The 16,134-nt window shown below is 61.7% G+C and carries 11 protein-coding genes and 1 riboswitch; all 11 genes read left to right on the forward strand.

Annotated elements, in window-relative coordinates:
• Window positions 1-28: 28 nt before the first annotated feature.
• The 11 genes from GRI41_RS13435 (at window position 29) to GRI41_RS13485 (ending at window position 16,120) form a co-directional block, all read left to right on the forward strand.
• On the forward strand, window positions 29-1,027 hold the full coding sequence (locus GRI41_RS13435; protein WP_160605655.1) for an ArsR/SmtB family transcription factor: 999 nt from the start codon (window positions 29-31) through the stop codon (window positions 1,025-1,027).
• On the forward strand, window positions 1,024-1,953 hold the full coding sequence (gene metF / locus GRI41_RS13440; RefSeq protein WP_160605656.1) for a methylenetetrahydrofolate reductase [NAD(P)H]: 930 nt from the start codon (window positions 1,024-1,026) through the stop codon (window positions 1,951-1,953). Before GRI41_RS13435 ends, metF begins: the two co-directional genes overlap by 4 nt.
• Window positions 1,950-3,008, forward strand: coding sequence for a homocysteine S-methyltransferase family protein (locus tag GRI41_RS13445; protein WP_160605657.1), 1,059 nt, complete (start codon window positions 1,950-1,952; stop codon window positions 3,006-3,008). The genes metF and GRI41_RS13445 overlap by 4 nt, the downstream gene beginning before the upstream one ends.
• 96 nt (window positions 3,009-3,104) lie before the next feature.
• Window positions 3,105-5,771: a methionine synthase gene (gene metH / locus GRI41_RS13450; protein WP_160605658.1), complete on the forward strand. Its 2,667-nt coding sequence runs from the start codon at window positions 3,105-3,107 to the stop codon at window positions 5,769-5,771.
• A 53-nt stretch (window positions 5,772-5,824) separates the two neighbouring features.
• A riboswitch (glycine riboswitch) is annotated at window positions 5,825-5,919 on the forward strand.
• Between the two features lie 158 nt (window positions 5,920-6,077).
• Window positions 6,078-7,250 (forward strand): glycine cleavage system aminomethyltransferase GcvT, encoded by a 1,173-nt coding sequence (gene gcvT, locus GRI41_RS13455; RefSeq protein ID WP_160605659.1) that lies wholly within the window; start codon window positions 6,078-6,080, stop codon window positions 7,248-7,250.
• A 4-nt stretch (window positions 7,251-7,254) separates the two neighbouring features.
• Complete coding sequence (gene gcvH, locus GRI41_RS13460; RefSeq protein WP_160605660.1) at window positions 7,255-7,626, forward strand: glycine cleavage system protein GcvH; 372 nt, start codon at window positions 7,255-7,257, stop codon at window positions 7,624-7,626.
• Window positions 7,627-7,783: 157 nt separating this feature from the next.
• Complete coding sequence (gcvPA, locus tag GRI41_RS13465; RefSeq protein WP_160605661.1) at window positions 7,784-9,151, forward strand: aminomethyl-transferring glycine dehydrogenase subunit GcvPA; 1,368 nt, start codon at window positions 7,784-7,786, stop codon at window positions 9,149-9,151.
• On the forward strand, window positions 9,148-10,734 hold the full coding sequence (gene gcvPB, locus GRI41_RS13470) for an aminomethyl-transferring glycine dehydrogenase subunit GcvPB (protein WP_160605662.1): 1,587 nt from the start codon (window positions 9,148-9,150) through the stop codon (window positions 10,732-10,734). Before gcvPA ends, gcvPB begins: the two co-directional genes overlap by 4 nt.
• A 117-nt stretch (window positions 10,735-10,851) precedes the next feature.
• Complete coding sequence (locus GRI41_RS13475; protein ID WP_407985564.1) at window positions 10,852-12,228, forward strand: multiheme c-type cytochrome; 1,377 nt, start codon at window positions 10,852-10,854, stop codon at window positions 12,226-12,228.
• On the forward strand, window positions 12,225-14,228 hold the full coding sequence (locus tag GRI41_RS13480) for a heme-binding protein (RefSeq protein WP_160605663.1): 2,004 nt from the start codon (window positions 12,225-12,227) through the stop codon (window positions 14,226-14,228). Before GRI41_RS13475 ends, GRI41_RS13480 begins: the two co-directional genes overlap by 4 nt.
• Window positions 14,228-16,120 (forward strand): hypothetical protein, encoded by a 1,893-nt coding sequence (locus GRI41_RS13485; RefSeq protein ID WP_160605664.1) that lies wholly within the window; start codon window positions 14,228-14,230, stop codon window positions 16,118-16,120. Before GRI41_RS13480 ends, GRI41_RS13485 begins: the two co-directional genes overlap by 1 nt.
• Window positions 16,121-16,134 lie beyond the last annotated feature (14 nt).

Consider the following 16,134-nt stretch of genomic DNA (forward strand, 5'->3'; position numbering starts at 1 on the left):
ATAACAATATCTTTATATGCCCTCGGGAATGAAGATCGAAACCACCATGCGCGCGCTGACAGACCCGACGCGGCTGCGGATCATGCGGCTGCTTTCGGCGATGGAGCTCGCGGTGGGCGAGCTCGCGCAAGTGCTCGGCCAGAGCCAGCCGCGCGTTTCGCGCCATGTGGCGATCCTGTGCGATGCGGGCCTGGCAGAGCGGCACCGCGAAGGCAGCTGGGTGTTCCTGCGCGCCGCGATCGGCAATGAACGCGGCGATCCGGTGGGCGAGGCGGTTGCGCGCCTGCTCGCCACTGCAGAGCGCGAGGACACGGCATTTGCCGCGATGTGCGCCGATGACCGGCGGCAGCTCAACAATATCCGCTCCGCGCGCGAGGAAAATGCAGCGTCCTATTTCGCGCAGCATGCAGACGAATGGGACGAGCTGCGCCAGCTCCACAGCCCCGATCAACTGGTCGAAGAGCGGCTGCTGACGGCGTTGGGCGGCGAACCCTTGGGCCAATTGCTCGATATCGGCACCGGCAGCGGGCGGATGGCGGAACTTTTTGCGCCGGGCACCGCAAACGGGGCCGACCATGTGATCGCGCTCGACAAGAGTCTCGATATGCTGCGCGTTGCGCGGGCAAAATTGCAAAACCTGCCATCCGGCGGGATCGAACTGGTGCAAGGCGACTTTCTGGCGCTGCCGTTCAAAGCGCATCGGTTTGACACGGTGCTGCTCCATCAGGTGCTCCATTTCGCGCAGGATCCGGCCGCGGCCTTGGCAGAGGCGGCGCGCGTGACCCGCCCTGCCGGGCGCATCGCGATTGTCGATTTCGCCGCGCATAACCGCGAGGAATTGCGCGACCGCCACGCGCATGCGCGGCTCGGCTTTACCGACAAGGCGATCCGCGATCTGCTGCACGAAGCTGGCTACGAACCGGCCAGGCCGATCGCGATGGATGAAGGCGAACTCACTGTAAAAATCTGGCTCGGTACCCGCTTGGGAACCCCGGCCTCCACCGATGCACGAAAGGCGGCCCGATGAGCCCCACTCTCAACCAGATGCACGAAGCGCGCACCGCGCTCGACAGCCCGCTCTTTGAAGGTCTGCCGGGCGATATCGACGTGTCATTCGAATTCTTCCCGCCCAAGACGGACAAGATGGGCGAGACTTTGTGGCAAAGCGTGGAAACGCTCAAACCGCTTGGCCCGCGTTTTGCTTCGGTCACCTATGGCGCTGGCGGTTCAACCCGCACCCGCACGCATGAACAAGTCGTGCGGATCCAGAACGAAGCGGGCATCCCCGCCGCCGCGCATCTGACCTGCGTTGCGGCAACGCGCGAAGAAGTGAACGAAGTTGCGCGGCATTACTGGGAAGAGGGCATCCGCCATATCGTCGCGCTGCGCGGCGACGCCCCCGATGGCGGCGGCGCCTATTCGCCTCATCCGGGCGGCTATGCCAATGCGGTGGAACTGATCGCGGGGCTCAAGGACATTGCCGATTTCGAAATATCGGTCGCGGCCTATCCCGAAGTCCATCCCGACAGCCCCGATGCGCAAGCCGATATCGAAAACCTCAAGGCCAAATTCGATGCAGGGGCGACGCGCGCGATCACCCAGTTCTTCTTCGATCCGCAATGTTTCTTTGAATTTCGTGACAAGGCTGCGGCTGCCGGTATCAAGGGCGAGATCGTGCCCGGCATCATGCCGGTAATGAGCTTCGCCGCGGTCCAGCGCATGTCCGGCCTGTGCGGCACCGCGATCCCGAACTGGATGGAAGGGCTGTTTGACGGCCTCGACGAACGCCCCGCCGCGCGGCAGCTGGTCAGCGCCACGATCACCGCCGAACTGTGCCGCCGTCTTTACGCGGGCGGTGTGCGCCAGTTCCACTTCTATACGCTCAACCGTGCAGAACTGAGCTATGCAATTTGCCATATGCTGGGCATGCGCCCCACAGGAGGCGTCAAATGATCTCCCCTTCAACCGCACGTGAAAGGCTCTATGCCGAAGCGGCGAAGCGCGTCCTTGTTTCGGACGGTGCGTTCGGTACGCAAATCCAGAACCGCAAGCTGTCTGAAGAGGATTACGCGGGGGATTTGGGCCTGAAAGCGGATCAGAAGGGCAATAATGATATTCTCGCTCTGACCCGTCCCGATGTGATCGAAGACATCACTCGCGCCTATCTGGACGCCGGGTCTGATGTCATCGCGACCAACACATTCTCTGCCAATGTCATCAGCCAGGCGGATTATGCGGCAGAAGCTTTGGTCCGCGAAATCAATGTCGAAAGCGGCAAGATCGCGCGCAAGCTGGCCGATGAATTTGAAGAAATGGATGGCCGCCCGCGCTTTGTTGCGGGCGCGATCGGCCCGACCAACAAGACGCTGTCGCTTAGCCCCGATGTCGAAGACCCGGGCTTTCGCGAGATTGATTTTGATTATCTGACGCAGGTCTATCACGAACAGGCCGCCGCGCTGGTCGAAGGCGGCTGCGATTTCATCCTGATTGAAACGATTTTCGATACGCTCAACGCCAAGGCAGGCGTGATGGCGGTCAAACAGCTGGAGCGTGAGCTGGGCCGCGATGTGCCGATCATGCTGTCGATGACGCTGACCGATCTTTCGGGCCGCAACCTGTCGGGCCATACGGTGGAAGCGTTCTGGTATGCGGTGCGCCACGCCAATCCGGTGACCGTAGGCCTCAATTGCAGCTTCGGCGCTGAACAATTGCGCCCGCATGTGCAGATGCTGGGCAAAATCGCCGATTGTCTATTGATGGCCTATCCCAATGCGGGCCTGCCCAACGAATTGGGCGAATATGACGAATTGCCCGCGACCACCGCATCGCTGGTCGGCGAGTGGGCGGATAATGGCCATGTGAATATTCTGGGCGGATGCTGCGGCTCCAGCCCCGATCATATTGCTGCGATTGCCAAAGCCGTTTCTGGCGCATCCCCGCGCCGCGTGCCTGCGCGTGATGTGCAGATGCGGCTTGCCGGACTTGAACCCTTTACGGTGGCGGCGTGAGTTGTGCCGTCATCCCAGCGAAAGCTGGTATCGCTCTTCGCCGCCGCGACCTGACTGATAACGATCCCAGCCTGCGCTGGGATGACGAGTAGACAAATGAACGACATCTCAACCGCCAACTTCGTCAATATCGGCGAGCGCACCAATGTAACCGGCTCTGCCCGGTTCAAAAAGCTGATCATGGCGGACGACTATGACACCGCCGTCGAAGTCGCGCGCCAGCAGGTCGAAAACGGCGCGCAAGTGATCGACGTCAATATGGACGAAGGGCTGCTCGACGCGGTCCATGCGATGACGACGTTTCTGAAACTGATCGCTGCGGAGCCCGATATCGCGCGCGTCCCGCTGATGATCGATAGCTCCAAATGGGACGTGATCGAAGCGGGTCTGAAATGCGTTTCGGGCAAGCCAATCGTTAATTCGATCTCGATGAAGGAAGGCGAGGAGCCATTCCTCGAACAAGCGCGCAAGTGCATGGATTATGGCGCCGCCGTGGTGGTGATGGCGTTTGACGAGACGGGGCAGGCGGACACCAAAGCGCGCAAGGTAGAGATTTGCAGCCGTGCCTATGAACTGCTGACCGGCATCGGTTTCCCGCCCGAAGATATTATTTTCGATCCCAACATCTTTGCGGTGGCGACGGGTATCGAGGAACATGACCGCTACGGGCTCGATTTCATCGAAGCGGTGCGCGAAATCAAGGCGGCCTGTCCGCTGGCCAAGACATCGGGCGGCCTGTCCAACCTGTCTTTCAGTTTTCGCGGGAACGAGACCGTGCGCCGCGCGATGCATTCGGTGTTCCTCTATCACGCGATCCCCGCGGGCCTCGATATGGCGATCGTTAATGCGGGGCAGCTTGATGTCTATGACCAGATCGATCCGGCGCTGCGCGAGGCGTGCGAGGATGTGATCCTGATGCGGCCGGTGGCCAAAAGCGATGGGGGCGATGAGTCCGCGACAGAGCGGCTGATCAACCTTGCCGAAAGCTATAAGGGCAAAGACGCCAAGGCCGAGAAGGAAGCGCAGGAATGGCGCGGTTGGGCGGTTGAAAAGCGGCTCGAACATGCGCTGGTCAAAGGGATCGACGCGCATATTGTCGCCGATACCGAAGAAATGCGTTCCGCCACCGAAGAGCGCGGCGGGCGGCCCATCGAAGTGATCGAAGGCCCGTTGATGGACGGGATGAATGTGGTTGGCGATCTGTTCGGCAGCGGCAAGATGTTCCTGCCGCAAGTGGTCAAATCCGCGCGCGTGATGAAGAAAGCCGTCGCGCATCTGATCCCCTTTATCGAGGCCGAGAAGGACCTGCTCGCGCCCGAGGAGCGCAAGTCCAAAGGCAAGATTATCATGGCCACGGTGAAGGGCGACGTGCACGATATCGGCAAGAACATCGTCGGCGTGGTGCTGCAATGTAATGGCTATGATGTGGTCGATCTGGGCGTGATGGTGCCGTGGTCCAAAATCCTCGAAGTGGCCAAGGATGAGAATGCCGATATGATCGGCCTGTCGGGCCTGATCACGCCGTCGCTCGATGAAATGGTTACGGTGGCAGAAGAAATGCAGCGTGCGGGCATGACCATGCCCTTGCTGATCGGCGGCGCGACCACCAGCAAAGTCCACACCGCGCTGAAGATCGATGAAGCCTATGAAGGGCCGGTGCTCCATGTGCTCGACGCCAGCCGCGCTGTTGGTGTGGCTTCAAAGTTGCTGTCTGATACTTTGCGCGATGACTTTGTCGGAGAGGTAGCGAGCGACTATGCTCATGTCCGCGATGTCCGTGCAGGCAAGGCGCAAAGCGCGCTGCTGACGCTGGAGGAAGCGCGGGCGAACTATTACGACGCTTTCCTCAGCGACAAGGCTGCGCCGCCGGACAAGCCCGGCGTACATGTGTTCGAGGATTGGGATCTGGCCGATCTGCGCGGCTGTATCGACTGGACGCCGTTCTTCCGCGCGTGGGAATTGCACGGCAATTATCCGGCGATCCTGCAGGATGATGTGGTTGGCGAAAGCGCGCGCAGCCTTTTCGATGATGCGCAGGCGATGCTGGACAAGATCGTGGGTGAGAAATGGCTGACCGCGCGTGGGGTTTGTGGCTTCTGGCCTTGTGCGAGGGACGGTGATGATGTGACCATCCACCGGGAATTTATCCGACAAGGGGGCCGCGAAGAACACGTCGTGCTTCCTTTCCTGCGCCAGCAGGTCAAGAAAAGCCGCGACCGCGCGAATATGTGCCTGGCTGACTTTATCGATCCGGCGGGGGACTGGATTGGCGGTTTCGCTGTCGGCATTCACGGGATCGAACCGCATATTGCGCGCTTCAAGGCGGATAATGACGATTATTCGGATATTCTGCTCAAAGCGCTGGCGGACCGTTTTGCAGAGGCCTTTGCCGAGCGGTTGCACCAGCATGTGCGCAGCGATCTGTGGGGCTATGCGCCGGGCGAGCAGCTGACCAACGAAGCGCTGATCAAGGAAAAATATCGCGGCATCCGCCCTGCGCCGGGCTATCCGGCCTGCCCCGATCACAGTTTGAAACCGATCCTGTTTGAACTGCTGGAGGCGGAGCAGAATGCCGGGCTGTCCTTGACCGAAAGCTTCGCCATGTGGCCCACCGCTGCGGTCAGCGGGTTCTATTTCGGCCACCCGGAAAGCCAGTATTTCGGCGTCGCGCGGATCGGCCGCGACCAGCTGGAGGACTATGCGAAGCGGCGCGGGGTGGATCTTTCCACCGCAGAACGCTGGCTGCGTCCCAATCTCGATTGACCGCCCGCGCGGAATCGCGCAGGAAATATCCGTCGCCAAGGAAGTGATTCTTTGGCCGATACGCGGGAGAGACCGTTGGTAACAGCCAGCGGCACCGAAGGAGCAACCGCCCCGGAAACTCTCAGGTACACGGGACCGCGTATTGGCAGACACTCTGGAAAGCGTCGCATCAATTCGCGGCCACCGAAGGGGTAAGCGCGCGGTACCTGTCAGTAGGGGGCGCGTTAAAACTCTCAGGTATTCCCGACAGAGGGGGTGCAGAAACGGCGGGCCGCATGGCGTGCCTGCACTCTAGCGGGAATTACTATGAGCGAAGACATTTCTGATACCCATCCTGACGATATGCCGGAAAAGCCGGTGCTGCCGCTGGACGCCTGGCACCGCAAAATGGGCGCGCGGATGGTCGAATTTGCCGGCTATCAAATGCCGATCCAATATGCGGGCGAGCATCTCTTGCATGGGGGCGGAATCGTGGCCGAACACAATTGGACGCGCGAACATGCGGGTCTGTTCGATGTCAGCCATATGGGGCAGCTCGGCGTCGAAGGGCCGGACGGCGATATGCAAGCGGCGGCCGATGCTCTCGAAGCGCTGCTTCCCGGCGACATTTCCAGCCTGTCCGAAGGCAAAATGCGCTATTCGCTGTTGATCGACGAGGACGGCGGGATTCTCGACGATCTGATCGTAACCAATGCCGGGCCGCGCTATACTATGGTCGTCAATGGCGCGTGCAAATGGGACGATATCGCCCATATTCGCGAGCATCTGCCCGACGATATCACGCTGACCCATTACGACGATTACGCTCTGCTCGCGCTGCAAGGGCCCAAAGCAGGCGCGGTCTTGGAAGAGCTTGTTCCCGGCACGGGCAAGCTGGTTTTCATGACCGCGGGCCTGTTCGAATGGAACGGCGCTCATATCTGGGTAAGCCGCTCGGGCTATACCGGCGAAGACGGCTTCGAGATTTCGGTTCCCGCCGACAAGGTTGAAGAATTTGCCGATGCGCTGGTTGCCAATGAGCATGTCCAGCCGGTTGGTCTGGGTGCGCGCGACAGCCTGCGCCTCGAAGCTGGTCTTCCGCTCTATGGCCATGATCTCACCACCGAAACCGACCCGGTTTCCGCGCGGCTGCTGTTCGCGCTCACCAAATCGCGCCGCGAAAGTGGCGGCTGGATGGGCCATGCGCCGGTTGCGGAAAAACTGGCAAACGGCACCCAGACCAAGCGCGTTGGGCTGAAAGTCGAAGGCCGGATGCCGGCGCGCGAAGGTGCGCTTGTTTTTGACGGAGATAAAGAAATCGGCCGCGTCACCAGCGGCGGTTTCTCGCCCACGCTGGGTCATCCGATTGCGATGGCCTACGTCGCGTCGGACTATGCCAAGACGGACACCGCATTGCAGATCGAAGTGCGCGGCAAACGCCTCGATGCGGTCGTGACCCCGATGCCTTTCGTGCCCCAGAATTATTACCGAGGAGAATGAACCGATGGCCCGCTATTACACCGATGAACACGAATGGATCGACGTGGAGGGCGATACCGCCACCGTCGGCATCACCGATTACGCGCAGGAACAATTGGGCGATATCGTGTTTGTCGAAACCCCCGAAGTGGGCACGATGGTCGACAAAGGCGGCGACGCGGCAGTGGTCGAAAGCGTGAAAGCGGCGAGCGACGTCTACGCCCCGATCAGCGGCGAAGTGGTCGAAGGCAATGCGGCGCTGGAAGAGGATCCGGCGCTGGTCAACACCTCGCCCGAAGAGAATGGCTGGTTCTTCAAAATGACCATTGGCGACAAGGACGAGCTTGATGGCCTGATGGATGCGAAAGCGTACGAGGCGTTTGTCGCGGGGCTTTGATTTCACTTGCCCCCTCTTCTTTAGAGGAGGGGGTTGGGGGTGGTGGCGACCGACAGGTCGCGCCCGCCGCGGCACCACCCCGCTGCGACTAGGCATTGCTGCGCAACGCCAAGTCTCACTGCCCCTCCTCTAAAGAAGAGGGGCGCAAGGAGATATAATGCGTTACCTACCTCTAACCGATACTGACCGTTCGGCGATGCTCGATACTATCGGGGCTTCCTCGGTCGATGATCTGTTCGTCGATGTGCCCGAAGTCGCGCGGCTGGACGGGCCGATCCGCGATTTGCCGATGCATGCCAGCGAGATGGCGGTTGAGAAGCATATGCGCAGCCTGTCGAAGCAGAATTTGGCGGCGGCCGATGCGGCGTTTTTCCTCGGCGCCGGGGCCTATCGCCATCATGTTCCTGCTTCGGTCGATCATATCATACAGCGCGGGGAATTCCTGACGGCTTACACCCCGTACCAGCCCGAAATCGCACAGGGCACGCTGCAAATGTTGTTCGAATTCCAGAGCCAGGTGGCGCGGCTTTATGGCTGCGCGGTGGCCAATGCGAGCATGTATGATGGCTCGACCGCGTGCTGGGAAGCGGTGGCAATGGCGAGCCGTGTCGCGCGCGGCAAACGGCGCAAAGTTGTGCTGTCGGGCGCGCTGCATCCGCATTATGCCGAAGTCATCAAAACGATGGCGAAATTCACCAAAGACGAGATTGCCGGTAGCGAACCCTCGATCCAGGCGCAGCCCGACAATGAAGGCCTGATCGCGCGGATTGACGAGGATACCTCCTGCGTCGTGGTGCAATATCCCGATATTCTGGGCCGCCTGCCCGATCTGGAACAAATTGCCGAGGCTGCGCATGCCAAAGGCGCGCTGCTGATCGCGGTGAATACAGAGCCGGTGGCGCTGGGCGCGATCAAATCGCCGGGTGAACTGGGCGCCGATATCGTTGTTGGCGAGGGCCAGTCGATTGGCGTCGGGCTGCAATTTGGCGGGCCTTACCTTGGCCTGTTTGCGGTGCGCGATCCGAAACATGTGCGCCAGATGCCGGGCCGGCTTTGTGGTGAAACCGTCGATGCCGATGGCAAGCGCGGCTTCGTGCTGACCCTCTCAACGCGCGAGCAGCATATTCGGCGCGAAAAAGCGACATCGAATATCTGTACCAATAGCGGGCTGTGCGCGCTGGCATTCAGCGTGCATATGACGCTGCTGGGCGAGAAAGGCCTGCGGCAATTGGCGGCGGAGAACCACCGGCTAGCCTGCATCGCAGCGGACAAGCTGGCGGCGGTCCCCGGTGTCACCGTTCTCAACGACAGCTTCTTCAACGAGTTCACGATTTTGCTCGATGGCGACGCGCGGCAGATCGTGCGCGATCTGGCCGATGACAAGATCCTCGCAGGTGTCTCGCTTGCGCGGCTCTATCCGCATGTCGATGGCTTTACTGGCGGCCTGCTGGTCGCGGTGACCGAAACGACCACAGAGGAGGATATCGAAACCCTCTGCTCCGCGCTTAAGGAGAAATTGTCATGAACGCGCCAAACCAGAGCGGATGGAAGCCGACCACCCCTGAAGCCGGCGACGGGGCGCAGGGCGGCCTCGCAACCACCACCGGCAACAAGGCGTTGATGCTGGAAGAGCCGCTGATCTTCGAGATTGCGGACAACCAAACCACCGGCGTTGATCTGCCCGAAGTGGATGCTGGCGCAGCAGACCGTCTTGGCGGGATGGCACGCGATGCCGATATCGGCCTGCCGGGCCTGGCAGAGCCTGAAGCGGTGCGGCACTACACCCGCCTCAGCCGCCAGAATTACGGTATCGATCTGGGCTTCTTCCCGCTCGGTTCGTGCACCATGAAACACAATCCGCGGCTCAATGAAAAAGTCGCGCGGATGCCCGGCTTTGCCGATGTCCATCCGCTGCAACCGGTCGATACGGTGCGCGGTGCGCTGGGCGTGATTAACGAGCTGGCGCATTGGCTGATCGAGCTGACCGGCATGCATGGCGTGGCGATGAGCCCCAAGGCGGGCGCGCATGGCGAGCTATGCGGGATTCTGTGCATTCGTGCTGCTTTGGAAGCGCGCGGCGATGCGCGCGAGGTAATCCTCGTGCCCGAAAGCGCGCATGGCACCAATCCGGCCACGGCGGCCTTTGCCGGTTACCGGGTGGAGGATATTCCCGCGACGCCCGAAGGCCGCGTTGATCTGGAGGCGCTTAAGGCTCGCCTCGGTCCTGACGTAGCGGGCGTGATGATCACCAATCCCAACACCTGCGGATTGTTCGAACCCGATATGCGCGCGATTTCGGATGCGGTGCATGAGGCGGGCGGCTTCGTCTATTGCGATGGCGCCAATTTCAACGCCATCGTCGGCCGCGTGCGTCCGGGCGATCTGGGCGTCGATGCGATGCATATCAATCTGCACAAGACATTCTCCACACCGCATGGCGGCGGCGGACCGGGATCGGGCCCAGTGGTGCTGTCCAAAGCGCTCAGCCCTTATGGCCCGCTACCATACACCGCGCGGACCAAGGACGGCGTGGTCCATCTGGTCGAAGAAGAAAGTGCCGATGAATTTGCGCGCGAACATTTCGGCGGGCCGCTCAGCCATTTCGGGCGGATGACCGCGTTTCACGGGCAAATGGGCATGTTCACCCGCGCGCTGACCTATATGCTCAGCCACGGCGCGGACGGGCTTAAGCAAGTGGCCGAGGATGCGGTGCTCAACGCCAATTACATCCTGCGCTCGATGGAAGATGTGCTGCACGCGCCCTATGCGCATAGCGGCCCGTGCATGCACGAGGCATTGTTCGGTGATAAAGGCTTTGCCGAGGGTCTTTCGACGCTCGATCTGGCCAAAGGCATGATCGACGAGGGGTATCATCCGATGACGATGTATTTCCCGCTGGTGGTGCATGGCGCAATGCTGGTCGAACCGACAGAGACCGAGAGTAAAGCGACGATCGACCAGTTCATCACCGCTTTCCGCAGCGTGGCAGAGCGGGCCAAAGCGGGCGATGAAAGCCTGAAAACCGCACCGCATTATGCGCCGCGCAGCAGGCTCGATGAAACCGCGGCCGCGCGCAAGCCTGTGCTCGCTTACACAGATCCGCAATAGCCGCGCGTCGCGCAGCCGCGCGGCCGGTTACCGGCAAGGGCAGTTTTTCACAGGGGGCCAATTCCGGCTTGCAGCGGCGGGCCAAAATCGTACTGTGCCACCTTGGGGAGGTGGTTCGTGAAGCGAATCCGGAAACAGGCTTTGGCGCTGATCGCGGTGCCCATCGCGGCCGCCGCGGCGTTCTTCGCCGGCGGGGTGTCCCCTAGTGACGCGCAAACATCTGGTAATGGCCGTTATGAAGGCGTTGCCACCTGCGCCGGTTCGACATGCCATGGCCGCGCAGAGGGCAATGGCGAAGTTGTCCGGCAAGATGAAATCGCCACTTGGCAGGAACCGTCATCCTCGACCGGGGCGCATAGCCGCGCCTATGCTGCATTGGCTTCGCCGCGCGGGCGGCAGATTGCGGCATCGCTGGGCCTTGGGGCGGCGACCTCTGCGCCCGCCTGCCTCGGCTGTCATGCGACTTATGTCCCGCAATCGCGCCAGGGCGCGCGGTTTCAGGTTTCGGACGGTGTCGGCTGCGAGACATGCCACGGGCCGTCATCGGGCTGGCTGGCGGTGCATTATGCCGCGCCCGCAACGCATGCTTCCAATGTCGCAGCCGGGCTGAATCCGCTGGAGCGCCCGCAAACGCGCGCGCGGATTTGCCTCGATTGCCATTTCGGCAGCGCGGACGGGAACCAGTTTGTCACCCATTCGATGATGGCGGCGGGCCATCCGCGCGTTGCTTTCGAACTCGATCTGTTTTCCGCGCTGCAGCAGCATCATGACGAAGACGATGACTACGCCGCGCGCAAAGGCGGGACTGACAGCGTGGCGCTGTGGGCGGTCGGTCAGGCAGAGGCGGTGCGCCGCTCCACCGATCTGTTCGCGCGCGATGGCATCGGAACGCAGGGCGTGTTCCCCGAATATTATTTCTACGATTGCCACAGCTGCCACCGCTCGATCAGCGACGGGCCGCAGCGCAAGCTGACATTCGAAACCAATCCGGGGCGGCCGATCCCGTTCGGCATGGCGCCCTATAATGACGAAAACATCATCATGCTGTCCGCGGTGTCGCGGGCCTTGGCGCCGGGCCGCGCATCGGCGTTTGATGCGGCGAGCAAGAATTTCCACCGGGCAATGGGGCAGGGGCGCGGGCAAGCCGTTGCCGCAGCGCAAAAGCTGAGCGGGGAAGCGGCGGCATTGTCCACCGCGCTGGCGCAGCGCAGCTATTCGGGCAATGACGCTTTCACAGTGGTCCAGATGATTTCCGACCGCGCAACCAATCCGCGCTTCACCGATTATGCGGGATCGGCGCAAGCGGTGATGGCGGTCGATACGCTGCTCAATGCGATGGTTCGCGATGGGCGCATTACGGTGGGCGCGGCTGCCGGTATCCGCGCCAATATCAACCGCGCCTATGCCGCGGTGCGCAGCCCCAACAGCTATCAACCGGCGCAGTTCCGCGCGGCTCTGGGACAGGCGACCCGCGCCATCGGGGCGCTGCGATGAGAGCGGCCAGAGCGGGTAGAGCGGGCAGGCTGTGGTGCGCAGCGGCGACGCTGGCTCTGGCCCTGTCCGGTTGCGGCGGCGGGGATAGCGGTTCTGCCCCGACCGGCGGTATTGGCGGCACACCGCTACCCAGCCCGACACCTCCGCCCGCCGGACGATTATTCGCCGATCCCGCGATGGAATCGCTGTCGGTCGGTGAAGTCCAGCAGATCATGGCGCAAGCCATCGGGGAGGCGCAGGCGCGCGGGCTCCCCTCGACCATTGCTGTGACCGACCGGGTCGGCAATGTGCTGGGCGTGTTCGCGATGACCGGCGCTCCGGCGAGCACGACCGTAAGCCGCACCACGATTGGCGGCACCGCGGCTGCGGGCAGCGAAGTCGGCCTGCAAGGCGCGGCGGTTCCATCCACCACCACCGCCATCGCCAAGGCGGTGACGGGGGCCTATCTGTCGAGCAGCGGCAACGCCTTTTCCACGCGCACCGCAAGCCAGATCGTGCAGCAACATTTCCCGCCCGCGCCCAACACCGCTGGGCTGGAAAGCGGCCCCTTGTTCGGGGTGCAGTTCAGCCAGCTTCCCTGTTCGGATTTGAACACGCGTTTCACCGGCGGCGCCGGGGCGAGCGCCTTTATCGGGCCCAAGCGATCACCGCTCGGCCTCGCCGCCGATCCGGGCGGTTTCCCCATTTACAAGAACGGCGTTGTCGTGGGCGGGATCGGCGTTTCGGGCGATGGCGATTACGGCTTCGATACCAACACGATCGATGTCGATGCCGATGATGAGGAAGCGATTGCGCTGGCGGGAATCCAAGGTTTTGCCCCGCCGGTTGATATCACCGCAGACCGGATCCCCGTCGATGGAACCTCGCTGCGCTTCAGCGATATGGGGGTGGGCGATCTCGGCCCGCTGCAAACCAGCTTCGGCGCGGTCAACGGCCCGGCAGGCAGCCTGGTCGCGGTTGGCGGCTATACCAGCGGTGCGATCATCGCGGGCACGGCCTATGGCAGCGAGGCATCGGGCATCCGCCAAAGCACCGCGGCAGAATTTGTCAGCCGCGACGCTTATGTGCTGACCAATGGTGCGGGCGCTGGGCGCTTCCCGATCCGCGCCGGGACTGACGGTGCAAGCGTTTCCACCCCGCTGACCGCAGCGGAATCGCGCGCAATTCTGGAAGATGCCTTCACCATCCTGTCGCGTTCGCGCGCGCAAATCCGCCGCCCGCTCGACAGCCGGATGCAGGCGACGATCAGCCTGGTCGACACGCACGGGCAAGTGCTGGGCATTGTCCGTTCGCCCGACGGGCCGATATTCGGCACCGATGTTTCGCTGCAAAAAGCGCGCACCGCCGCGTTCTTTTCCAACGCCGCCGCTGCATCGCAATTGCTGGGATCGGCAGCGGGCGCGCCCTATGTCCAGCGGGTGCGCAATTTCCTTGGCGATCCGAATGCCTTGACCGGCACTGTGGCCTTTGCCGACCGGTCGGGCGGAAACCTGTCGCGCCCCTATTTCCCCGATGGCCAGGTGGGCACAGCGCCCGGCCCGCTATCGGTGATGCAAACATCGACATTCAGCCCTTTCGCGGTTGGCCTGCAAACCGATCTGGTTGCGGGCAATATCGTGACGCATCTCGGCTTTGTGCAGAGCCTCAACGCCGATACCCCGCAACAATGCAGCGATGTGCCCGATGTGGTGGCGGGCCAGAAACGGATCGCCAACGGTATCCAGATTTTCCCCGGATCGGTCCCCGTCTATCGCGGCAGCGAGCTGGTTGGCGGGATTGGCGTTTCGGGGGACGGGATCGATCAGGATGACATGGTCAGCTTCCTTGGCCTGCACAATGCAGGTGCGCGATTGGGCGGGATCGGCAATGCGCCCGCTGCCATTCGCGCCGACCGGATTGTTATCAATGTGGGCGGGCAGGGCGTGCGGCTGCGCTACGTCAATTGCCCCTTCGCACCCTTCCTCGACGATCCGGCACAGAATGTTTGCGAGGGGCTGTAATGAGCGCCCTTTTCGCTCTCCCGCTTATCGTTCAGGCCGCGCAGCCGGAAGAAGCGCGGCAGGTTCCGCATAAGGTTGAAGAGCAAGCGGTTGAAGCGGAAGAGGAAATTTCCGCTCCATCCGAAGATCCGCCGATCGAAGTCGAGCCGCCCGCGCCCCCGCCGGTGGACAATGAATCGATCGAAGGCCGCCGCCGTCCGGGCTATGTCGGCGCGCTGCCGGACCGGATCGACCAAACCAATGAAGGCGCATTCCGCGCGCCCCCGCCCGAAGCCTTTCCGACCGACCAAATCCCGATTCCCGACCGTTGGCGGCTGATTGAATCGCTGGGCATCGTGAAGGAAAACTGGTGGGACCCCTATGGCCAGAACACCTATAAGGGTGACCGGCCGATCAATCGCGAGAAAGTGCCGTGGCTGCCGATCAAGGGCGATGACTGGTTCTTTGTCGCCAATGTGATCAGCGATACGGTGATCGAACCGCGCAGCTTCCCGATCCCTGTCGGGGTGCAGACCACCGAAGATCCCGACCGGCTCGATGTGTTTGGCAGTTCCAACAGCCTTGTTTTGTCGCAGACATTCCTGACCGGCTTCGCGCTGCTCAAAGGCAATACTGCCTATAAGCCGCCCGATGTCGAATATCGCGCCACGCTGGCCTTCAATGTCAATTATGTCGATGTGCCCGAACGGCGGGTCTTGCTGGTCGAGCCGACCGAGCCTTCGCACCGGCTCGATCATTTTGTCGGGGTGCAGGAACTGTTTTTCGATTATCACATCCGCAACACTTCGGACCGGTATGATTTCGACAGTTTCCGCATCGGGATCCAGTCGTTCCAGGCCGATTTTCGTGGCTTTCTGTTCCAGGACCAGCAGCTTGGCCTGCGTTTCTTCGGGACGCGCGACAACAACCGTTTCCAGTATAATCTCGCGGCATTCTGGCGGCTGGAAAAAGACACCAATAGCGGGCTGAACGCGGTGCTGCAGAAACCGCGCGATGATTTCCTGTTTATCGCCAATGCCTATCGGCAAGATTTCCTGATCCCCGCGCTGACCAGCCAGCTGACCATCGCCTATAACCGCAATCGCGAAGGCGACGATATCGAGATTGACGATAATGGTTTCCCCGTGCGCCCCGCTTTGCTGGGCGGTTTGCGCGGGCGCGATTATGATGCGTTCTATCTTGGCTATAATGCCGATGGGCGGATTGGCCGGATCAATATCAGCGCGAGTGCTTACGGTGTGTTTGGCGAAGACCGGAACAGCTTCTTCACCGACCGGCCAGCAGATATTCGCGCCTTCTTTGCCGCGGCAGAGCTGAGCTATGATCGCGACTGGGCGCGCTTCCGCCTGTCGGGGGCCTATGCCAGCGGAGACAGCGATCCCTATGACGATGTCGAAGGCGGCTATGATGCGGTGTTTGAAAACCCGATTTTTGCCGGCGCCGATACCTCATACTGGATCCGCCAGACGATCCCCTTTGCCGGTGGGGGCCGCAATATCGCGGTCAACAATCGCAACGGCTTGCTCAACACGTTGCGCCCTTCGAAAGAACAGGGGCAAAGCAATTTCAACAATCCGGGCCTGATGCTGGTTGGCGCAGGCGCGGATTTTGACCTGACGCCCGAATTTCGCCTGTCGGCCAATGCCAATCATCTGTGGTTCGAAGACACCGCAACGCTGCAGGCGCTGCGCAACGAAGGCAGCATTCCCAAGGAAATTGGCTGGGACCTGTCGGCGGCGGCGATCTGGCGGCCCAAGGCCACGCAAAATATCGTATTCCGCCTTTCGGGCGCGGCGCTTTTATCGGGTGCGGCATTCGATGATCTGTTCGACCAACGCGGCAATGGCGGTACATATTACTCCGTGCTCGCCAATGTGATCCTGACCTATTGATGTTTGACCGGCGC

The sequence above is a fragment of the Pontixanthobacter aquaemixtae genome (assembly GCF_009827395.1).
GTDB lineage: Bacteria > Pseudomonadota > Alphaproteobacteria > Sphingomonadales > Sphingomonadaceae > Pontixanthobacter > Pontixanthobacter aquaemixtae.